This is a genomic window from Pantoea sp. SGAir0215, from assembly GCF_043543215.1.
This window is the reverse complement of record NZ_CP028031.1, coordinates 4204799-4224491: the sequence shown is the minus strand read 5'-3', so window position 1 is coordinate 4224491 and position 19693 is coordinate 4204799. Positions and strand designations below refer to the sequence as shown.

At 53.9% G+C, this 19693-nt stretch carries 21 protein-coding genes; 14 read left to right on the top strand and 7 right to left on the bottom strand.

Annotated features, from left to right (window positions below; all coding sequences use genetic code 11):
* Positions 1-524 precede the first annotated feature (524 nt).
* From C1N64_RS19720 to C1N64_RS19710, 3 genes are all read left to right on the top strand, one after another.
* Positions 525-689, top strand: coding sequence for a con-10 family general stress protein (locus C1N64_RS19720; protein WP_367143659.1), 165 nt, complete (start codon positions 525-527; stop codon positions 687-689).
* 502 nt (positions 690-1191) lie between these two features.
* Positions 1192-1689, top strand: a complete 498-nt coding sequence (locus tag C1N64_RS19715) for a YciE/YciF ferroxidase family protein (protein WP_006118265.1) — start codon at positions 1192-1194, stop codon at positions 1687-1689.
* A complete protein-coding gene (locus C1N64_RS19710; RefSeq protein WP_033739715.1) occupies positions 1686-2192 on the top strand; it encodes a ferritin-like domain-containing protein in 507 nt (168 codons plus the stop codon). The genes C1N64_RS19715 and C1N64_RS19710 overlap by 4 nt, the downstream gene beginning before the upstream one ends.
* A gap of 70 nt (positions 2193-2262) precedes the next feature.
* On the opposite strand, the gene C1N64_RS19705 is transcribed toward C1N64_RS19710, so the two are convergent.
* Positions 2263-3921 carry an alpha,alpha-trehalase gene (locus tag C1N64_RS19705; RefSeq protein ID WP_050504863.1) on the bottom strand — a complete coding sequence of 553 codons (1659 nt, stop codon included), beginning with the start codon at positions 3919-3921 and terminating at the stop codon, positions 2263-2265.
* Between the two features lie 317 nt (positions 3922-4238).
* Between C1N64_RS19705 and C1N64_RS19700 the strand changes: the two genes are divergently transcribed.
* A complete protein-coding gene (locus C1N64_RS19700; RefSeq protein ID WP_052133206.1) occupies positions 4239-4745 on the top strand; it encodes a GNAT family N-acetyltransferase in 507 nt (168 codons plus the stop codon).
* A 49-nt stretch (positions 4746-4794) separates the two neighbouring features.
* Here C1N64_RS19700 and C1N64_RS19695 read toward each other — a convergent pair whose 3' ends face one another.
* The 4 genes from C1N64_RS19695 to C1N64_RS19680 form a co-directional block, all read right to left on the bottom strand.
* Positions 4795-5505 carry an ArsR/SmtB family transcription factor gene (locus tag C1N64_RS19695; protein WP_044241491.1) on the bottom strand — a complete coding sequence of 237 codons (711 nt, stop codon included), beginning with the start codon at positions 5503-5505 and terminating at the stop codon, positions 4795-4797.
* 5 nt (positions 5506-5510) lie between these two features.
* Positions 5511-5894 (bottom strand): amino acid-binding protein, encoded by a 384-nt coding sequence (locus tag C1N64_RS19690; protein WP_039342299.1) that lies wholly within the window; start codon positions 5892-5894, stop codon positions 5511-5513.
* A complete protein-coding gene (locus tag C1N64_RS19685; RefSeq protein WP_006118272.1) occupies positions 5887-6210 on the bottom strand; it encodes an antibiotic biosynthesis monooxygenase family protein in 324 nt (107 codons plus the stop codon). The genes C1N64_RS19690 and C1N64_RS19685 overlap by 8 nt, the downstream gene beginning before the upstream one ends.
* Positions 6211-6381: 171 nt before the next feature.
* Positions 6382-7239 (bottom strand): SDR family oxidoreductase, encoded by an 858-nt coding sequence (locus C1N64_RS19680; RefSeq protein ID WP_367143661.1) that lies wholly within the window; start codon positions 7237-7239, stop codon positions 6382-6384.
* 103 nt (positions 7240-7342) lie between these two features.
* Between C1N64_RS19680 and C1N64_RS19675 the strand changes: the two genes are divergently transcribed.
* The 8 genes from C1N64_RS19675 to C1N64_RS19640 all read left to right on the top strand — a co-directional run bounded on the left by C1N64_RS19675 (position 7343) and on the right by C1N64_RS19640 (position 14142).
* Positions 7343-7726: a winged helix-turn-helix transcriptional regulator gene (locus C1N64_RS19675; protein ID WP_033739707.1), complete on the top strand. Its 384-nt coding sequence runs from the start codon at positions 7343-7345 to the stop codon at positions 7724-7726.
* A gap of 769 nt (positions 7727-8495) precedes the next feature.
* Positions 8496-9908 (top strand): cytochrome ubiquinol oxidase subunit I, encoded by a 1413-nt coding sequence (locus C1N64_RS19670; protein ID WP_033739705.1) that lies wholly within the window; start codon positions 8496-8498, stop codon positions 9906-9908.
* Between the two features lies 1 nt (position 9909).
* On the top strand, positions 9910-10914 hold the full coding sequence (gene cydB, locus C1N64_RS19665; protein ID WP_033739704.1) for a cytochrome d ubiquinol oxidase subunit II: 1005 nt from the start codon (positions 9910-9912) through the stop codon (positions 10912-10914).
* Between the two features lies 1 nt (position 10915).
* Positions 10916-11083, top strand: coding sequence for a DUF2474 domain-containing protein (locus tag C1N64_RS19660; protein ID WP_006118277.1), 168 nt, complete (start codon positions 10916-10918; stop codon positions 11081-11083).
* A gap of 223 nt (positions 11084-11306) precedes the next feature.
* Positions 11307-12173: a helix-turn-helix domain-containing protein gene (locus tag C1N64_RS19655; protein ID WP_282498185.1), complete on the top strand. Its 867-nt coding sequence runs from the start codon at positions 11307-11309 to the stop codon at positions 12171-12173.
* A gap of 166 nt (positions 12174-12339) precedes the next feature.
* Positions 12340-12534, top strand: coding sequence for a hypothetical protein (locus tag C1N64_RS19650; protein ID WP_006118279.1), 195 nt, complete (start codon positions 12340-12342; stop codon positions 12532-12534).
* Between the two features lie 212 nt (positions 12535-12746).
* Positions 12747-13529, top strand: coding sequence for a siderophore-interacting protein (locus tag C1N64_RS19645; protein ID WP_044241494.1), 783 nt, complete (start codon positions 12747-12749; stop codon positions 13527-13529).
* 79 nt (positions 13530-13608) lie between these two features.
* Positions 13609-14142, top strand: coding sequence for a PadR family transcriptional regulator (locus C1N64_RS19640; RefSeq protein ID WP_164482548.1), 534 nt, complete (start codon positions 13609-13611; stop codon positions 14140-14142).
* Between the two features lie 16 nt (positions 14143-14158).
* On the opposite strand, the gene C1N64_RS19635 is transcribed toward C1N64_RS19640, so the two are convergent.
* Positions 14159-14452 carry a SelT/SelW/SelH family protein gene (locus C1N64_RS19635; protein ID WP_006118282.1) on the bottom strand — a complete coding sequence of 98 codons (294 nt, stop codon included), beginning with the start codon at positions 14450-14452 and terminating at the stop codon, positions 14159-14161.
* A gap of 257 nt (positions 14453-14709) precedes the next feature.
* Between C1N64_RS19635 and C1N64_RS19630 the strand changes: the two genes are divergently transcribed.
* Complete coding sequence (locus C1N64_RS19630) at positions 14710-15225, top strand: CinA family protein (protein WP_054687184.1); 516 nt, start codon at positions 14710-14712, stop codon at positions 15223-15225.
* Here C1N64_RS19630 and C1N64_RS19625 read toward each other — a convergent pair.
* Complete coding sequence (locus C1N64_RS19625) at positions 15222-16205, bottom strand: acrylyl-CoA reductase (NADPH) (RefSeq protein ID WP_039342315.1); 984 nt, start codon at positions 16203-16205, stop codon at positions 15222-15224. The genes C1N64_RS19630 and C1N64_RS19625 overlap by 4 nt on opposite strands.
* Before the next feature lie 581 nt (positions 16206-16786).
* On the opposite strand from C1N64_RS19625, the gene C1N64_RS19620 reads away from it, so the two are divergent.
* Positions 16787-18937, top strand: a complete 2151-nt coding sequence (locus C1N64_RS19620; protein WP_039342318.1) for an ornithine decarboxylase — start codon at positions 16787-16789, stop codon at positions 18935-18937.
* The last annotated feature ends 756 nt before the right edge of the window (positions 18938-19693 follow it).

Here is a 19693-nt window from a genome sequence, read left to right as displayed (position 1 = left end):
ATTTCTTCCGCTTGTGAGAAGTGCCATTTTACTAATTGTCGCCTGCCTGGTCATTTTATGATCTTTTCTTTCTCTTCATTCTAATAAACGAGACGTTTACCGCTTCGCTTATTTTTGCATGTTGCAAACCCTGCCGTAATGAATTCGATTTTATCGCGCTTAGTTAAATAGATCATTTATTGATCATATTGACGATAGGCAATGTCACCTAGCCGTCCCTGTGCTGCGATTGAAAATAAAATCAGTGTGGACTTTTTAATAAATAGATCGATTAATAGAGCCTTAGAGGAGCGTTTTCATTAAAGTTTTCGCCAGGAGCGTTAAACTAGAGTTTCCTCGAAAAATAGTTTCATCACTAAAGAATTAACTGGATGTACAAATAAGGTATATGTATCTGCCTTTGTGAGTGTCGTGGCCGTCATGCTTGATTAGGTGATTTTTACAGCTACATTTGTTTGTGCACCCTTTAGTTGATGCAACTTCCACTGTGCTATTTCAATAATTAAACTTGCGGAGAACACAGAATGACTCAATATCGTGGTGGGGCCGGTAATTTCGCTGCAGACAAAGAGAGAGCAGCAGAAGCAGGCCGTAAAGGCGGACAAAACAGCGGTGGGAATTTCAAAAACGATCCCCAGCGAGCTATTGAGGCGGGGCGTAAGGGAGGTAAGATCAGTCGAAGGAGTTAATTCAATATCAACAAGGGGTTAGCTATTTAAACTGAAACCTTCAGTGAAGCTGACTTCTACTCAATATATAAACTTCGCTGTTTAATCCATGAAATAAACCACCTCTGGTTTAGGATTTGGTCAATCTTGCCGGAAAGGATATTCCTTTCCGGTTTTTTTATTGCTGCTTTTCCGGTCACGCACGGCTGTCTGAACGAAAAAATGAAATCCGGGTTCACCAGGTGAAACGCCTCTATTTTAACTGAAGGTTAACTTGTACGGTTTTTGCTAATTCTGTATAGGTTTGTCTTAATTGAGGTGAGGCGGGGCATTTATCAAAATAACTCATTTTGAGTAAAGTACTGGTAATTAAGTGAAAAAGGCATTTTCAATGCTACTTTAAAATCTGAATTAAACGGAGCCGAATGCATTCTTCGTTAAATAGTCTAAGGTTAGTGAGTACATTGTCACTGGCGCTGCATTAAAAATAGTGGCGTAGCCGTTCAATTAATGAGGCTCTTTTATGACTGTCAAAACGTTAAACGATCTCTTTATCCATGACTTGTCCGATGTTTACAGTGCGGAAAAACAAATCGCGAGAGCACTGCCCAAAATGGCGCGTGCGGCAAGTGATGAAAATCTTATCGCTGCGTTTAATCAGCATCTCGAAGAGACACGCGGGCAAATCGAACGTCTGGACGAATTAGTCGACGTTACGCCTGAAGTGAAAATCAAGCGAATGAAATGCCATGCCCTGGAAGGCCTGGTAGAAGAAGCCCAGGAAATTATTGAGTCTGTTGAAAAGGGTGAAGTACGCGATCAGGGATTGATCGGGGCGGCGCAGAAGGTCGAGCATTATGAAATTGCGACCTACGGTACGCTGCACGCGCTGGCCTCAAAGCTGGGTTATACCAAAGCCGCGAAGCTGCTGGCCCAAACCCTTGCGGAGGAAAAGCAGACGGATGAAAAACTGACCAGCGTTGCACAGACCATCAGTTCGGCTGAAGGAGTTGCGAAATGACGGCCATTGAAAACTATCATGACTGGTTGCGTGACGCGCATGCCATGGAGAAGCAGGCCGAGAGCATGTTGAGCAAAATGGCGGGTCGTCTGGAGCATTATCCCGCTCTGGAGCAGCGCCTTGCCCAGCATCTGGATGAAACTAAGCATCAGCTTACTCTGCTTGAACAACTGTTGGATCGCCACGGCATTGACCATTCCATTATGAAAGACGTGATGGGCAAAATGGCCGCCACAGGACAGGCGATTGGCGGCATGTTTACTTCTGACGAAGTCGTCAAAGGCGCGATGAGCGGCTATGTGTTCGAAAACGCGGAAATCGCCAGCTACACCAGCCTGATCGCGGCTGCCGAGCAGGTCGGCGACAGTGATGGCGTCAGAGTCCTGACCGAAATTCGCGATCAGGAAATTGCGATGGCCGAATGGCTGTTCACGCATCTGCCGGAAGTCACTCAGCAGTTCCTGCAGCGCTCTGCGGCGCCAGGCGTTGAAGCGAAAAAGTAAGTTCTCTACAGAGAAATCGCCAGAAAAAAGCCGGGAACGTTTCCCGGCTTTTTTGTGCCTGCGACACAGATTAATCCATCATCATATGGCCATACATCGCCATCAGCCGACGGGTTACGCCGTTTGTCCAGCCAAAGCCGTCCTGCAGAGGATATTCACCGCCGCCACCGGGACGCGCGCGGTCGCCGCTGATATCGTACTTCTCGACCAGTTTATGGTGTAACTGGTAGAAGTTATTCACGGTTGTCAGCCAGTTCACGGCGATTTCGCTCGCCAGGGTTTCTTCGCCGTAGTTATTCAGGCCCACCACCGCCATCCACTGCATAGGCGCCCAGCCGTTAGGTTTATCCCACTGTTCGCCGCTTTCCACCATAGAGGTCAGCAGCCCACCATTGCTGAGCAGCAGATGGCGCAGCGCGATAGCCTGTAAATGCGCCTGATAAGGCGTTGCCAGTCCGACGAAGAGCGGCACTACCGCAGCGGCGGTGAACGCGCCAAAGCGGGCGCGGCGCCAGTCATAATCACGGAAAACGCCTGCGGTACTGTCCCACAGGTAACGGGTAATGGCACGTTTGCGGGCGTCCGCCTTATTCTGCCAGGCCAGCGCAGTCAGCTCTTCGCCTTTAACGTGAGACAACGTCGCAATCATCAGCTCAAGCTTGTACAAAAACGCATTGAGATCGATCGGGATAAACTGCGTTGTACGGATGCTCGACAGACGTTTTGGATTACGCAGCCAGCGTGATGAATAGTCCCAGCCTGACGCGGCACCCGCGCGCAGATCGCGGTAAACTTCGCTTGCCGGACGCTTAGAATGACGCGCTGTTTCGATGTCCTCGATCCAGGATTCATCACGTGGTGTGTCGCGGTCGTCCCAGTAACGATTCAGAAGCGAGCCGTTCGGCATCCGGACCACATGGCGATAAGCCTGGTTGGGCATCAGTGAGCCGGCGCCATCCATCCAGAACTGATACTCTTTCATCAGCTGATCCAGATAGCGCTGTGAGCCTTGCACGCCGTCCTCTTCGAACAGTTCCACCATCAGCGCAAACACAGGTGGCTGTGAGCGGCTCAGATAATAAGTGCGGTTCCCGTTCGGAATGTGCCCGTAGTTATCAATCAGCCAGGCAAAGTTGTCGGCCATATGACGTAACAAATCGTCACGCCCTGATTCCGCCAGGCCGAGCATCGTGAAGTACGAGTCCCAGTAATAGGTTTCGCCAAAACGACCACCGGGCACGACATAAGGTTTAGGCAACGGCAGCAACGACGAATGCGGCATATGCTGCTGCGGCATCTTGGTAAGAACCGGCCACAGATCGTCGATGTGCTCGTTAAGCGTTTTGTCAGGGTTCGAAACGTAGAAGCTTTCGTTGATGCCTGGCATATAGAAATGGTCGGCAACGAAACGCGCCAGATCGAAGTCCTTGCTGCGCTTCTGACGGCGGTAACGCATCAGCACATCAAGCGGATCGTATTTGGGCGAGCAGTCGGGGAACGTTTTGCTGTCCTCGAAGATGCCCGACATCTGAACGGCCTCGAAAAGCTCAAGATAGCGATCGGCAGGCGTCAACGCATCCGGGGCAGGCAGACCTTCGATCAGCTCTGGCTCGGGTTCAGAATCCTGCATGCGCTCCAGCTTCAGTTCATGGGGATCGTATTGATACTCAACTTCCGCCCCGGCACGATTCTCTTCGAATGCATTGAGTTGCTGGCGATAAGTATTAATAACGGCCTCCTGAGCGAACGGGGTTGCACAAAAAGGAAATTATAGACCTCTCGCAGGCAGGAACAACAATGCAGATTGTCTATGAACGTAATAAAAATTGTCTATTAATCGTATAGATTGAATAAAACACAGACAATTCAACCGAATATCTCGACTTATGACGTAAATGCATTTCAGATGAATCTCTTACGGCAGGCTTAATAAAATTTTGCCTGGGCCAAAAGGGGCTGTTTTTTCCCTGTGCGGCAGGAAAATGAAGCAAAAGTGGCATGATGTAAGAAAATACCCTCTGGGGTGCCCTGTTAAGGAGAATGATCGTGCGTTCCTTTACTCTGCGACGACTCACCGGCAGCGACAGTGTAGGCTATCGCGCCATTCGGCTGGACGGATTACAACGCCATCCTGAGGCGTTTGGCGCGGATTATGCGCGTGAGCGCTCAGAACCTGACGCGTTTTTTGCGGCTCTGCTGCAAAACAATACTGTGCTGGCCGGATTCGATCCCCAGGGCGAGATCGTGGGCGTGACGGGTTTACGCTTCCATCCCGGCCAGAAACAGCGGCACGTCGCCACGATTTGGGGAATGTATGTGCTGCCTGAGTGGCGGGGAAGCGGCCTGGCGAAGACGCTGCTCATGACCGCAATCGCGCAAGCCCGTGAATGCATCAGCATCCGGCTTGCCGTGAGCGCCACCAATGCAGCAGCAACGGCCCTGTACCGGTCTGCGGGATTTACGACCTACGGAACAGACGTCGCGGCGCTGTATGTCGACGGTGTGTTCCACGATACCGTGCTGATGCGGCTGGACTTAACGGCTATCGGCTGAGGCGCACTGCCAGCATGCGCGCGCGTGGTATAAGGCGAAAAGGAGGCTGTCAGACGAGGCGGAGGTTAAATATGCGCGACAGGCCAGTTTGGCCGCGTGCGGTGACGCCAAGCTCCCGATAGCCGGGCGTCTGCTGTAGCCAGGCTTTTTGTATCATGAAGCGCAGCAAGGCTGCACCGGCCTCGCCACCAAGATGAAAGCGCCTCTCACTCCAGTCCAGGCAGGGGCAACAGGGCTTTCGTCGCGACGGCGAAGTCAGCTCGATGCCTGTTGCGGCAAAATGCGCCTTGCCCTCCATTGTGAGCGCCGTGCCATCCGGCATCAGCCAGCCCGCTGACTGCATAGCATCATAGATACCGACGGCAATCTCACCGGCCAGATGGTCATAACAGGTGCGGGCTCGCCGGAGCCGGTCTGGCGTGGTTGTTTTCAGGACTGAACCGGGCCGGGTCGAAATGCCCATCAGGTTTTCCAGCAGGCCCGCCACCTCATGGCTGGCCAGACGGTAATAACGATGCCGTCCCTGTACCACGCAGGTTAGCAACCCTGTCTCCGTCAGCTTATTCAGATGGCCGCTGGTAGTGGAGGGCGCAACGTCAGCGACCACGCTCAGCTCGGTCGCCGTCCAGGCCCGGCCATCCATCAGGGCACAGAGGATGTGCATGCGCGAGGTATCCGCCAGCGCAGTGGCCACCGTCGCCATGCTGAAGGTCAGAGAAGAGTGTGTGCTGTCATCACACCGGGCCGCCATGCGTGTCATTCTGCTCATCCTTTCCACTGGCGGGTCAGTGCTTCGGCCCGCCTGTCATCATCGGTAATCAGCACCAGCCAGTTGCTGTGATCGCTGTACTGCGCGCAAATATTAATGCCATTTTGCGCCAGGCACTGCGCAATTTCACCCAGTTCACCTGGCCGCTGCTGAGGGAGTTTTCGGCGCAGTGGCCTTCGGACGTCCCTGACATCGAAACCGGCATTCACTAACACCTGCCGGGCGCGCGGGCCATCCTCCACCAGAAAATGAGCGTGACTTTCCTTGCCCGTTGAAAAGACGCCGCCGCCTTCCAGGCCGATGCCATGCTGCCCAAGCAGTGTTCCAAACGCGGCCAGCGACCCCGGTTCGTTCCTGAAGACCACATAAAGATTAAACATGCCGGGTGTTCTCCTCTGGACCAGCATAATCACGCATAACCTTCGCAACGCGCAGGCGGTAATGGCTGAAAATTGTGTTCTGGCCTTCCCGCTGTGCCGACTGATGCAGGCTGTTTTCCCGCCAGTGACGCACCGCCCGTTCATCTTCCCACCACGACAGGGACAATATCTTGCCAGGCTCGCTCAAACTCTGAAAGCGCTCAATCGCGATAAATCCTGGTATCCTGTCCAGTTCGGGCCGAAGTTCGGCCGCCAGTTCAATGTAACGCTGTTGCGCTGCCGGTAAGGCCTCTGCTTCAAAAAGTACGGCAATCATTTCTCTCTCCCTTAAGTCAGCCTGCAGACAGCGTACCCGATGCAAAAGCGGTTACTTCGGTGTGCACCGAATCGTGGCTGATGGAGCATCAGAAAGAGGATAAAGGGAGTGAGAGAGGATAATCGCTGCGGTTAACCGGCAGGGCTTAACCGCAGCGTAAGCGTGAGTGCGTTATCCCTTTGTCAGCGCCGCGCGGATCACCTCGGCATAAGGCGTGGTGGGGCGACCAAGCAGTTGGCTCAGTGTGCGGGACGCATCGAACAGACTGCCCTGAGCGGCACCCGCATCGGAATCTGCCAGAAGCTCTGCCAGCGGGGCCGGCAAGCCTGCGCTTTTCAGTGCGGCGGCAAAATCTGCCTGTGGCAGATTGACGTAATCCACCTTTTCGCCGCTCTGCGCGGCGATTTCAGCCGCAAACTCCGCCAGCGTATAGCTGTCATCGCCGGCCAGCTCGTACACCTTGCCCGCCTGGCCGTCACGCACCATAACTTCGGCTGCCGCGTCGGCATAATCCCGACGCGCCGCAGAAGCGATACGGCCCTGTTCTGCCGCGCCGAGAAACGCATGGTGCGCCAGGGCAGGGGTGATGCTCGCCGCGTAGTTTTCGGTGTACCAGCCGTTGCGAAGCAGGGCATAAGGCACGCCAGACGCTGCCAGCAGGGCTTCTGTAGCCCGATGTTCAGCGCCCAGCGACAGCGGAGACTTATCGGCATGGAGGAGGCTGGTATAGGCGATAAATTTCACGCCTGCGGCTTTAGCGGCATCAATGACTGCACGGTGCTGCGCTTCACGCTGGCCCACTTCACTGCCGGAAATCAGCAGGAGTTTGTCGACCCCTTGCAGGGCGGCCGTTAAGGTTTCTGGGCGGTTGTAATCCGCCTCACGTACGTGAACACCACGGGCGGCGATGTCACTCGCTTTCGCCGGCGTGCGTACGGCGGCAACCAGCGTATCTGCGGCTACTTTTTTCAGTAATGCGTCGATAACTAAACGGCCCAGTTGGCCTGTTGCTCCAGTCACTGCGATCATCACATAGCTCCTTTAAGAGGACAGTTGGTCAACAGCAGCCTATGCGATATGCTAACTTTTAGTAAGTACTTACAGAATTGTTAGGATGAAGGGTTTTGTTTAAATGACTGATAAATTAAGCGAAAAATTTATGCGCGGCGAATTGCTGAATGTTAACTGCCCGTCGCGCGATGTGTTAAAGCGCATTACCAGTCGCTGGAGCGTATTAATTTTACTGGCGCTGAAAAATGACACGCTGCGTTTTAGCGAACTCCGGCGTGCAGTCGGCGGCGTCAGCGAACGTATGCTGTCGCAGAGCCTGCGCTATATGGAGGAAGACGGCTTTGTTGAGCGCATCGCTTACGATGTTGTGCCGCCGCATGTTGAATACCGACTGACACCGCTGGGTCTGGAAGTAGGGGAGCAGGTGGTAGGACTGGCCGACTGGCTGGAGATGAATGTAGAACGCATCCTCGCCCACCGGGAGAAACAGTCCGCCGACGCGTAAGACCGTTCATAAGACGGGACCGAAGCGCGCAGAGAAACACTCCCCTCGGCCACCGTAAAAAAATGCCTGTCCGACATAACAGATTCATTCTGCGTCGGGCGGTCTTAATTACTCACAGCATTTCTTTAACATCCTTTTTACCAGGCGACTTTTTCCTGAGGTTTCTGGCTGCGTTAATTATTGCGCGTGATAAAGATGTGATGAGTTATTTACATATTGCATATGATTTTTAACATGCCTGACCGGTTGAGCTTCGTTTTCCTGCCCGGAAATAGCGAAGCCAGAGTGCGAAAAACCGGACGTATTCTAAAAAAAAGCATCATAAAGCGCAGATAATATAAATATCCTGCTAACAATATAATAAAACACGTGATTCCCCTGTCAGAACGGTACTTTTCTCTGTTTAACGAAGCGCGGAAATGGCGAATGATGCTTAAAAACAGCGAGTTGCGTTATTTTTTAGCGGTAATCTCGCGTGGCCGTTACGGCTCCGTGCAGGGTCTGTTTTAATAACAATAATGTCACATTGCCCCTTTGAAATTAACGTTTTGCTTATCCGTCCTAAATAAGAAAACTTTCAACAAAAAAATGATCTTAATCAAAAAATACTGTTATAGTTTTTACTTATCTGATTGTCTCTGTTTTACCAGGACGAAGCATCTTACATTCGTCATGGCATTTTTCCATGCAATGGAATGACATGCTTTGTGTATAAGTCGTTAATTATAAGTAACTATATGTGGTGCTCTATGTGGCAAAGAGGTAAGCAATGTTTGGATTAGATGCCTTTCATCTCGCCAGGATCCAGTTCGGTTTTACTGTTTCCTTCCATATTATCTTTCCAGCCATCACCATCGGTCTGGCCAGCTTTCTTGCTGTGCTGGAGGGAATGTGGCTCAAAACACGTAATCAAACCTACCGCGATCTCTATCATTTCTGGTCGAAAATTTTTGCGGTGAATTTCGGCATGGGCGTGGTTTCCGGGCTGGTCATGGCGTATCAGTTTGGGACCAACTGGAGTGGTTTCTCCCAGTTTGCCGGCAGTATCACGGGTCCCTTGTTGACCTATGAAGTGTTAACGGCTTTCTTCCTTGAAGCGGGCTTTTTAGGTGTGATGTTATTTGGCTGGAACCGCGTCGGCCCGGGGCTGCACTACTTTGCGACCTGCATGGTGGCACTGGGAACGTTGATTTCCACCTTCTGGATCCTGTCTTCTAACAGCTGGATGCAAACACCGCAGGGCTATCTCATTCAGAATGGCATCGTGGTGCCAGAAAACTGGTTTAAAATTGTCTTTAACCCGTCCTTTCCTTATCGCCTGTTACATATGTCCGTGGCGGCATTTTTGGCCAGTGCGTTCTTTGTCGGATCGTCGGCGGCCTGGCATCTGCTTAAAGGAAATGACAATCCTGCCATCCGTAAAATGTTCTCAATGGCGTTGTGGATGGCGCTGATTGTCGCCCCTGTGCAGGCCATGATTGGTGACGCGCATGGACTGAACACGCTGGAGCATCAACCTGCAAAAATTGCGGCCATCGAAGGCCACTGGGAAAACCCACCCGGTGAAGCCACGCCATTAATACTGTTTGGTTTACCGGATATGGAAGAGGAACGTACTAAATATGCGCTCGAAATCCCGTATCTGGGCAGCCTTATCCTGACGCACAGTCTGGATAAACAGGTCCCGGCGCTGAAATCTTTCCCGAAAGAGGACCGTCCTAACTCCACCATCATTTTCTGGTCATTCCGCGTCATGGTGGCAATGGGACTGTTAATGATCACCCTTGGCGTAGTCAGCCTGTGGCTGCGTTACAAAGGACGCCTGTACCAGTCGCGTCCGTTCCTGTGGTTTGCTTTGCTCATGGGACCCTCCGGCCTGATCGCGATTTTAGCAGGCTGGTTTACTACCGAAATCGGTCGTCAGCCCTGGGTAGTTTATGGCGTTCAGCGAACGATTGATGCGGTATCTCCCCATGGCGAAATGCACATGAGTATCAGCCTGCTCGCCTTTATTCTGGTTTACTCCTCCGTCTTCGGTGTGGGTTATCACTATATGATGCGCTTGATTAAAAAAGGGCCGGTCACCGGCGAAGGCGATACCGTGGAAACAGGTGGCCCCGGACAAATCAAAACGCCAGCGCGCCCGCTCTCTGCGGCCACTCACCATCATGAGGAGCGTTGAGATGATTGATTTTTCTGTTATCTGGTTCGCGATTATCGTTTTTGCTGTCCTGATGTATATCGTCATGGACGGTTTCGACCTGGGCATCGGCCTGCTGTTTCCTTTTAACAAAGACGCAGGCGAGCGCGACATGATGGTCAACACCGTTGCGCCTGTCTGGGACGGCAACGAAACCTGGTTAGTGCTGGGCGGCGCAGGACTGTATGGCGCTTTCCCGCTGGCCTATGCGGTAATAGCCGATGCGCTTTCCGTGCCGTTAACCGCCATGCTGATTGGGCTGATTTTCCGTGGCGTCGCCTTTGAGTTCCGCTTCAAGGCTGTCGAGCACCATCGGGCCTTCTGGGACAAGTCGTTTATTGCCGGTTCACTCCTCGCAACCTTTAGCCAGGGCGTTGCCGTCGGCGCGATGCTGGATGGCATTCCTGTCGAAGGCCGCAGCTTTGCAGGCTCGACGATGGACTGGCTGGCCCCGTTCCCGCTGTTCTGCGGCGTCGGGCTGGTGGTGGCATATGCGCTGCTGGGCTGCACCTGGCTTATCATGAAAACCGAACATGAACTGCACCGTAAAATGTCAGCCCTGGCGACACCGCTGTTGATTGCGCTGTTGTTAATTATTGGCATCATCAGTATCTGGACACCGTTCACGCATCAGAACATTGCACATCGCTGGTTCACCACGCCAAATCTGTTCTTATTCCTGCCGGTGCCTGTACTGGTGCTGCTGTGTGCATGGGGACTGCGCCGCGCAATCAAGCGCGAGGCGCATTATTCGCCTTTCCTGCTGACGCTGGCCCTGATTTTCCTGGGCTTCTCGGGTCTGGGTATCAGTATCTGGCCGAATATTATTCCGCCCTCGGTATCCATCTGGGACGCCGCGTCCCCGCCGCAGAGCCAGGCCTTTATGCTGGTAGGTAGCTTACTGATCATTCCAATGATTCTGGGATATACCTTCTGGAGCTACTACGTGTTCCGTGGAAAAATCAAAGCAGACGAAGGATACCATTGATATGCAGACCCAGGTCAGCAGCAAAGAACGTCAGAATGAAACCCGGTCACCGTGGTGGAAACGCGTGCTGTGGCTGGTGGTCATCTACAGTGCCAGCGTGCTGGCACTCGGTGTGGTCGCGACGCTGTTCAGAATGATGATGACCGCCGCAGGCATGCGTAGCCACTGAGTCCTCCGAACGAGGCAGTGCATTCCTGACTGCCTCCGTTGTTCCCCTCGTCCTTCCATAAGCCAGCCTGTGTGCTGGCTTTTTAAAGTAGTAACCCAGGCAATTAATGCGCTTTTTGCCGCTATCCGGCCCTGGCTGGCCCATGAGTCATGACATCCTGCAACGCTTTTGTTACTATTTTATTACAAATCTTTCCCTCTTTTTTCTTTTCACGTTTTTTAAAATGCTAAGTCAAACCATAAAAAAACAGCATATAAATGATTTAGTCGACTGGATTGAAGCCAACCTGACCAACGACATTTCCATCGATCTGATTACGCTCAAATCGGGCTATTCCAAATGGCATATGCAACGTTTGTTCAAAGAGATGACCGGACAAACGCTGGCGGCCTATACGCGCAAGCGCCGCTTAACCCTTGCCGCTATGGCGTTACGACTGACGCGCATGCCGTTAATTGATATCGCCGTCCGTTTCGGATTTGAAAATCAGCAAAACTTTAACCGCGTGTTTAAAAATCACTTCTCTGTTACGCCGGGCGGTTTTCGCCGTCTTAACGTGCTGCCTGTCCGGTATTTTCACAGCCGTATTGCTCAGCGCGAGCCGGTCATGCCGGTATCGCTTTACCGGCGCGAAGAGGAGTTGCTCCTGCAGGGCGACACGCTGGAATGGGAATGCCCCTATGGCGACTATATTCGCGACCGGCATCAGCGTATGGCCGGCCTGGTACGCCATTTTGTCCGTACGCAGCAGGGCGACGCGCAAGGATGGCTGGGATTTCAGTATGGCCCCGGCAACGCGTCCGTCGATCAACAGCACATCAGCCTGTTTCGTGGCGTCGCGCTGGCAAACACGGATGCCGGGCCAGACGATCTTCAATGCCGCACGGTGCCTGCGGGGTTTTACGCCCGCCTGGCATGGCGTGGCTCACCGGAAGAACTGACGCGTTTCATCGCGGATATTTACTACCTTTATCTACCGCAGCTGAATGTGGCCTGCCGGCCGGGAATGGATTTGCTCTGTCTGGATTTAACCCGATGCACAGCCGACAACATTGAAGGGGTGTTCTCTATTCCTGTCACGCAGGGATAATGCACATTATGTGCGTCATTGTGTGATAAAGCGCACGATTTTATAAGCAGGCTGGCAGGCAAGGCGTAAAATCCTTACCGAAGCGCTGAGCGCAGCTACGCATACTGTATTTCCTTCTCAGCGCTGGATATTCACCTGCTTTTTACGCCTGAACAGGCAAAATACCATGACCAAAATAACGCAAATAGCCGCCTTTTTTCTGACTGTCGCGCTGTGTGCCGCTCCCGGCCTGGCGACTGCACAACTCACCGATCCCGGCAATGTTCGCACAGGATTACATCCCGGCAGTCAGGCCGGCCACAGCGAGATACTCGGTGACAGCTCGCTGCCGCAAAACAGCGGACAAAATCAGGCGCAGTAACCGCCCGATGACCGACAGTCCTCCTTTAAAAGGCGCGTAAGCGCCTTTTTGCTTTTCAGCGATAAAAGGCCGACAGATGTGCCTGCACCTACTGCCGGACCGCATTTTTAGTCATTGTTCTTAAGATATATCATAGCTATTCTCTCCGACTGACATGAGAATGATTGTTGTTTACTAAGGTTGCGTACAACCCTGTTTTTCGGAGAGCCACTGTGCCTGCATCTTCTTCCCGCCGTTTACCTGAACGTATCCGTAACGCGCTCCGCTTTCGCTGTATTCACGTTGCCACCAAAACCAAAGTGGCTGACCGGTTTTGGCGCATCGAGTTTACGGGCGACGACCTGAAAGGATTTAATTCGCCCGGTTTTGATGACCACATCAAAGTCTTTTTCCCGCCCACCGCTGACACGACGCTGCAACTGCCGACGATGGACGAGGACGGCATTCACTGGAAAGACGGCTTGCGGCCGGCTGCGCGTGACTACACGCCGTTTGACTTTGATGGTGAATCTTCGCTGACAATCGATTTTTACCTGCATGAAAGCGGTGTCGCCAGCGACTGGGCCGCGCAGGCACAGACCGGCGACAGCCTGATTATCGGTGGACCTCGCGGTTCTCTGCTGGTCCCAACGGATTATGCTTTCCAGCTTTATGTCTGTGATGAAACCGGTCTGCCTGCGTTTCAGCGCCGCAGCCGCAGCATTGAAGCCGAAACCCTGCACCTGTTTGCCTTCACCGATGAAAAAACGGGGCGTGACTACTTAGCGGACACCGGCAAGGCAAATGTGGCCTGGCTCGGTAGCCAGCAGATGACGCAGGCGGCTTTGCCAGCCCTGACGGCGGCGCTGGATAAGATAGCGATACCGTCGCATGACGCTTTTATCTGGCTAACGGGAGAAGGGCGCGTCGTTAAACAGCTCGCTGACTACTTCACAACGCAACGCGGCGTGGATGCTGATCTTGTGCGTGCGGTTGCTTACTGGCATCACAAGTGAGTGACCTGCCGTTGATTGAATTTTACCTGGTGGCCCTCTACCATCAGGCTCTTTCTCCTTAAACAGGCAGAGGCGACAGATGGATTCGGCCCATTCAGAACAGGATAACCGCAGCCAGTCTGCGCGGCCTTGCGCAGCGCGGCGGAAGCGCCGGGAAAAGATGCTTGATGCGGGTGAAATGCGCCTGTTGATGCTGCACTTTATCGCTCAGCGCGCCTCGCACGGTTACGAGCTGATTAAATGCGTTGAAGAACTGTCGAAAGGGGAATATTCCCCCAGCCCGGGTATCATTTATCCCAACCTGACCTTGCTTGAGGAAATGGAGGCCATTGAGATTGTCGATCCTCAGGCGGCGAGAAAGGCTTATGTAGTGACCGCAACGGGTCAGGCGATGTTAGAGGCCGAAGCCCAGCGATTGTCGCGTTTGATTACGCGCCTTTCCTCGCTGGCTGTATTAGTCAACAACCGCAGTATTCCCGACATAGAACAGGCGATCTTTCAGTTTAAAAACGCCTTAAATGGCCGTCTGGCACAGCAGGACATCACGGACGAAACACGGCATAAGATTGTGGCTGCGCTGAACGCAGCCGCTGAGCAAATCAGCCGCAGTTAACGCCGGATCGCGCCCGTCAGCTTCCGTCAGTTTTGTTTTTGTCGATGTGTCCCAGTGAACGTTCCGGAAAGCAGATGTCTCTGACACGCTGCTTGAGCACCTGAGCATCGGGAAAGCCGCCGTCACGTTTACGTTCCCACACCAGATGGTCATCTACCGTTACTTCAAATATGCCGCCGCTGCCGGGGCGAAGCGTGACGCTGGCCAGGTCCTGAGCAAAAGTGTGCAACAATTCCTGTGCCATCCAGGCTGAGCGCAGCAGCCAGTTACACTGGGTACAGTAGTGGATCACAACGACAGGTTTTTGCATATTCTTTTCTCCTTTTCCTGAATAAGGGCTGTCAGCGATGTTACGCAATGGCAGACAGGCTACATGAAACATCTACAGGCTGACCGGGACAAACCGGTTCGCGTTGCCAGCCGAAACGGCAGAGAACGATGGGCGACGTGTTAGCCGAAACGGCACAGGCCATTTTCCCGTTTACGCTGATAAAACATCAGATTAGCCGCATCAGATTACTGAGTTTCAGCCATACTTTACCTGTGACAGAAAACAAAGGAAAACTCATGACCATGAAACTCAGTCAGGCTGCTGAACAACTGGGTCAGCAGCTTTTATCCTCTGGTTTGCGTCTGGCAACCGCAGAGTCCTGCACGGCGGGATTGATCAGTATTACGCTGGCGGCGGTCGAAAACAGCGGTGATTTTTTTACCAGCGGCTTCGTCACCTACAGCGAAAGCGCCAAAGTGCGTCTGCTTGGCGTTAACCCGCAAACGCTGGAAAACCACACTGCAGTCAGCAGAGAAACCGTGTGTGAAATGGCGCTGGGGGCGCGTGAACGGTCCGGCGAACCGGTGAGTCTGGCGATAAGCGGCTATGCCGGACCGGACGGCGGCGAAGATGGTACGCCTGCAGGCACTATCTGGGTAGGATGGACATTGCCTGATGGCAAAGTCGTTGCCCGTTGTCAGCACTTTTCTGGCGACCCCAAAGCCGTCATGGAGCAGGGCGCGAGCTGGGCACTGCAGGGGCTAAGCGCGTTACTGATGCAGCAGGATGCGCCGCCCCATAAAGACCGTTAGCGGCAGTCCACCACCAGGCGGCCGCGAACCTTGCCTTCAAGCAGATCCCGCGCGCCCTGACTGGCTTCGCTCAGTGGGATGACCGTGATCATCTGAGACAGTTGCGCATCATTCATCAACTGTCCGAGCCGTTGCCAGGCCTGCTGGCGAAGCGGTTTAGGGCACATCACGCTGTCCACGCCCGCTAGCGTCACGCCGCGTAAAATAAAAGGCGCGACGCTGGTGGGCAGATCCAGCCCCTGAGCCATGCCACAGGCGGCGACAACGCCATCGCGCTGCGTACCCGCCAGAACGTTACTCAGCGTATGGCTGCCCACGCTGTCGACAGCCGCGGCCCAGCGCTCTTTGCCCAAAGGTTTGCCCGGCTGAGACAGTTCAGCGCGATCCATAATCCTTTTCGCGCCCAGCGTGTTGATCAGCCAGTTTTCATCGCTGGCGCGGCCGCTGGAGGCGATCACCTCGTAGCCGAGTTTTGCCAGCAGGCTGACGCTAAAGCTGCCCACGCCACCGCTGGCACCGGTGACCAGCACGGGGCCGCGATCGGGCGTAACGCCCTGTTTTTCTAAAGCCAGCACGCACAGCATGGCGGTAAAACCGGCGGTGCCAATGGCCATCGTATTCAGTGGCGATAAGCCGTCTGGCACGGGCACTAACCAGTCGCCTGCGACACAGGCTTTTTGCGCCAGGCCGCCCCAGTGTTTTTCTCCCACGCCCCAGCCGGTCAAAATAGCGGTGTCGTCCTGCTTCCAGTCGGAATGCTGGCTGGCGACTACGCGACCGACGAAATCAATCCCCGGCACCATGGGAAATTCACGGACAATCGGGCCTTTATTACAGATGGCCAGCGCATCTTTGTAGTTCAGGGTGGAATAGTGCACGTCGAGCGTGACATCCTGGTGGGGCAATTGTGTTTCGGAGAGTTCTTTTAACTCGGTACGGTAACCTTGTTCGTCATTTTCAATGACCAGTGCCTTAAACATACAGCCTCCGTCAGGCGTAAGAATCATCAGGCAAGTCTACGCCCGACAGCCTGAGAGGGCCAGGTACTGGCCCGACAAGTACCCCGCTCTGAGGCATTATCAAACATCCCGGTGGCGGGGCGGCAATGTCCGGACATGGCATAATTTTGCATTGATTACAGAGGTTTAGTCGCTTAAAGATATTGCAACTGAATGATATGTATTGTTTTTTATTTTAAATTTATTGACCTGATATTTAACGTTGTCGGGTTGTCCCTGTCAGTAAAAAATGACATTATTGCCGCCACATTTTTCCCCGCCGCCATCCCAGACAGAGGACGCTATCATGTCCGGATCAATGCGTTTTTGCACTTGTTCCCACTCGCCAGACCTGGCGCGTGACCTGTTTTCCGCCGTCATACCGGTTACACAAATTTCCGTCACTATGCGGTGACGCCAGCCTGGTCGTTGCTGTTGGACATGAGTAAGGACTACTCTTTACTGATGTCTATCGGTTTGGCCCGTCAGATATCATTCGCCGGGGAAATTTCCCTATTGCCGTGCCTCAGGCACCCACTCCCTGACTGTTAGGGATTTGTGTTATGACACCACTTAAAATTGCTGCCAGCGCTGCCGTTGCGCCAAGTCTGTCCCTGAATACTGCGCGCGACGTGGTCACGCTGGATAATACTGATTTTACCGATGTGGCGGCTGTGGTCGTCTCGCTTGCGGATACACGCAGTGGCGTGCTGGCCTTATTGCGGCATACCGGTTTTAACTTACCGGTGTTTGTTGCCAATGCCTTTGAAGAAGAGGTCATGCATCTGCCCGGCGTGACGGGTGAGTTGAACGGTGAACCGCAGGACTGGGCGGCACTGGAAACGGCGGCGCAGGCGTATGAAGCTGAGTTGCTGCCCCCGTTCTTTGAAACGCTGACCCGCTATGTCGATATGCAAAACAGTACATTTGCCTGCCCCGGTCATCAGGGCGGTGCCTTTTTTAAAAAGCATCCGGCAGGTAAGCAATTTTATGATTTTTATGGCGAAAACGTTTTTCGCTCAGACATGTGTAACGCTGACGTCAAGCTGGGCGATCTGCTGATCCATGAGGGATCGGCCAAGCATGCACAGAAGTTTGCTGCCAAAGTTTTTAATGCCGATAAAACCTACTTTGTGTTGAACGGCACCTCAAGCGCCAACAAAGTGGTCACGAATGCCTTGCTGACGCGCGGCGATTTAGTGCTGTTTGACCGCAACAACCACAAGTCCAACCACCATGGGGCGCTGATTCAGGCTGGCGCAACGCCCGTTTATCTCGAAGCGGCCCGTAATCCGTTTGGCTTCATTGGCGGCATTGACGCGCACTGTTTTGATGAGGATTATCTGCGTGCTCAGATCGCCAACGTGGCCCCTGAGCGTGCACAGGAAGCACGTCCTTTCCGCCTGGCGATTATCCAGTTAGGCACCTATGACGGCACGGTGTACAACGCGCGTCAGGTGGTGGATCGCATAGGTCATCTGTGTGACTACATCCTGTTTGACTCCGCCTGGCTGGGCTACGAACAGTTTATTCCGCTGATGGAAGGCTGCTCACCGCTGACGCTGTCGTTAAACGAAAACGATCCCGGCATTTTTGTGACGCAGTCGGTACACAAGCAGCTTGCGGGCTTTTCACAGACCTCGCAGATTCATAAAAAAGACAACCATATCCGCGGTCAGAAGCGTTTCTGCCCGCATAAGCGATTGAATAACGCCTTTATGCTGCACGCCTCTACCAGCCCGTTTTATCCGCTGTTTGCCGCACTGGATATTAACGCCAAAATGCACCAGGGCGAGGCGGGACGTCGCATGTGGGACGAGTGCGTCATGCTTGGCATTGAGGCGCGCAAGGCAATCTTTGAGCGCTGCGATATGATCCTGCCTTTTGTTCCTGAAACGGTGAACGGCAAACGCTGGCAGGATGCGCCCACAGAGGAGATCGCGCGGGATCTGCACTATTTCAGCTTCGAACCCAACGCCAAATGGCACGGTTTTGCGGGATACGATCGCGACCAGTACCGCGTCGATCCCTGCAAACTGCTGCTGACCACGCCGGGCATTGACGCGGCAAGCGGCGAATATGCTGACTTTGGGATTCCGGCGACGATCCTGGCCAACTACCTGCGTGAAAACGGCATCGTACCGGAAAAGTGTGACCTTAACTCCATCCTGTTTCTGCTTACGCCAGCGGAAAGTCCGGAGAAAATGGCCAACCTGGTCGCCATGCTGGCGCAGTTTGAGCAGCATGTAAAAGACGACACGTTGCTGGCTGAAGTCCTGCCCACGCTTTACCGTAAGAACGCCAAACGCTACGCCGGATACACGTTGCGCCGCCTGTGCCAGGAGATGCATGACCTGTACGTGAGCTTCAATGTGAAAGATCTGCAACGTCTCATGTTCCGTGAGCAGGGCTTACCTCAGGTCAAAGTGAATCCACAGGACGCACATCAGGCTTATATTCGCGGTGATGTGGAGCTGGTGCCGATTGCGTCAGCAGAAGGGCGCATCGCCGCGGAAGGCGCGCTGCCTTATCCGCCTGGCGTACTCTGTGTTGTTCCCGGTGAAGCCTGGGGTGGGGCGGTACAGCGTTATTTTCTTGCGCTGGAAGCAGGCATCAACCAGCTCCCGGGTTTTTCACCCGAGCTACAGGGCGTTTACACCGAGGAAGATGCCGAGGGACGTAAGTACCTGGTGGCGAACATGATGCAGGGGTAAGTGCTGGGTGGCTGTTTGCACAGCCTGGCTGGAATCAGGGGCCATGGCTGGCCCTGAGAAGGTTTGAGTCGCTGACAGCTTATGAAACACTGAGAGGGTTTCGCTCGCCAGGCGGCCTGGAGTTTCAGTCTGCCCGGTGCGGGCGACCGACAAGGGGCCGCCAGCCGCCGCGGCCCCTTGACCCCGTGCTCCCGTCCTGCCCACCCGCCGCTTCGCGGTGCCTTCGCTGCTTCAGGATTTCTGCGGCCCGGCTCTCGCCGACGTCCTGTCGGCTCATCCGGAAATTCCTCATCCGCTCAGCGGGTGGGAAGGCCGCCCCAGGCTACCGCTTTAACATTTGCGCCTGTTCAGGCATTTTTATTGCTTTGGATACGGATAATGAGTTGCAGTGATGCTTGCGCGACTAGGCTTTGAGAAGGTTTGAGTCGCTGACAGCTTATGAAACGCTGAGAGGGTTTCGCCCGCCAGGCGGCCTGGAGTTTCAGTCTGCCCGGTGCGGGCGACCGACAAGGGGCCGCCAGCCGCCGCGGCCCCTTGACCCCGGGCTCCCGTCCTGCCCACCCGCCGCTTCGCGGTGCCTTCGCTCCTTCAGGATTTCTGCGGACCGCCAGGACGCGCCATCCATGGCGCGGCCCGGCTCTCGCCGACGTCCTGTCGGCTCATCCGGAAATCCCTCATCCGCTCAGCGGGTGGGAAGGCCGCCCCAAACCCCCGCTTCACTATTTCTGTGTTAAAGCCACTTCCGGTGTCGCTGTA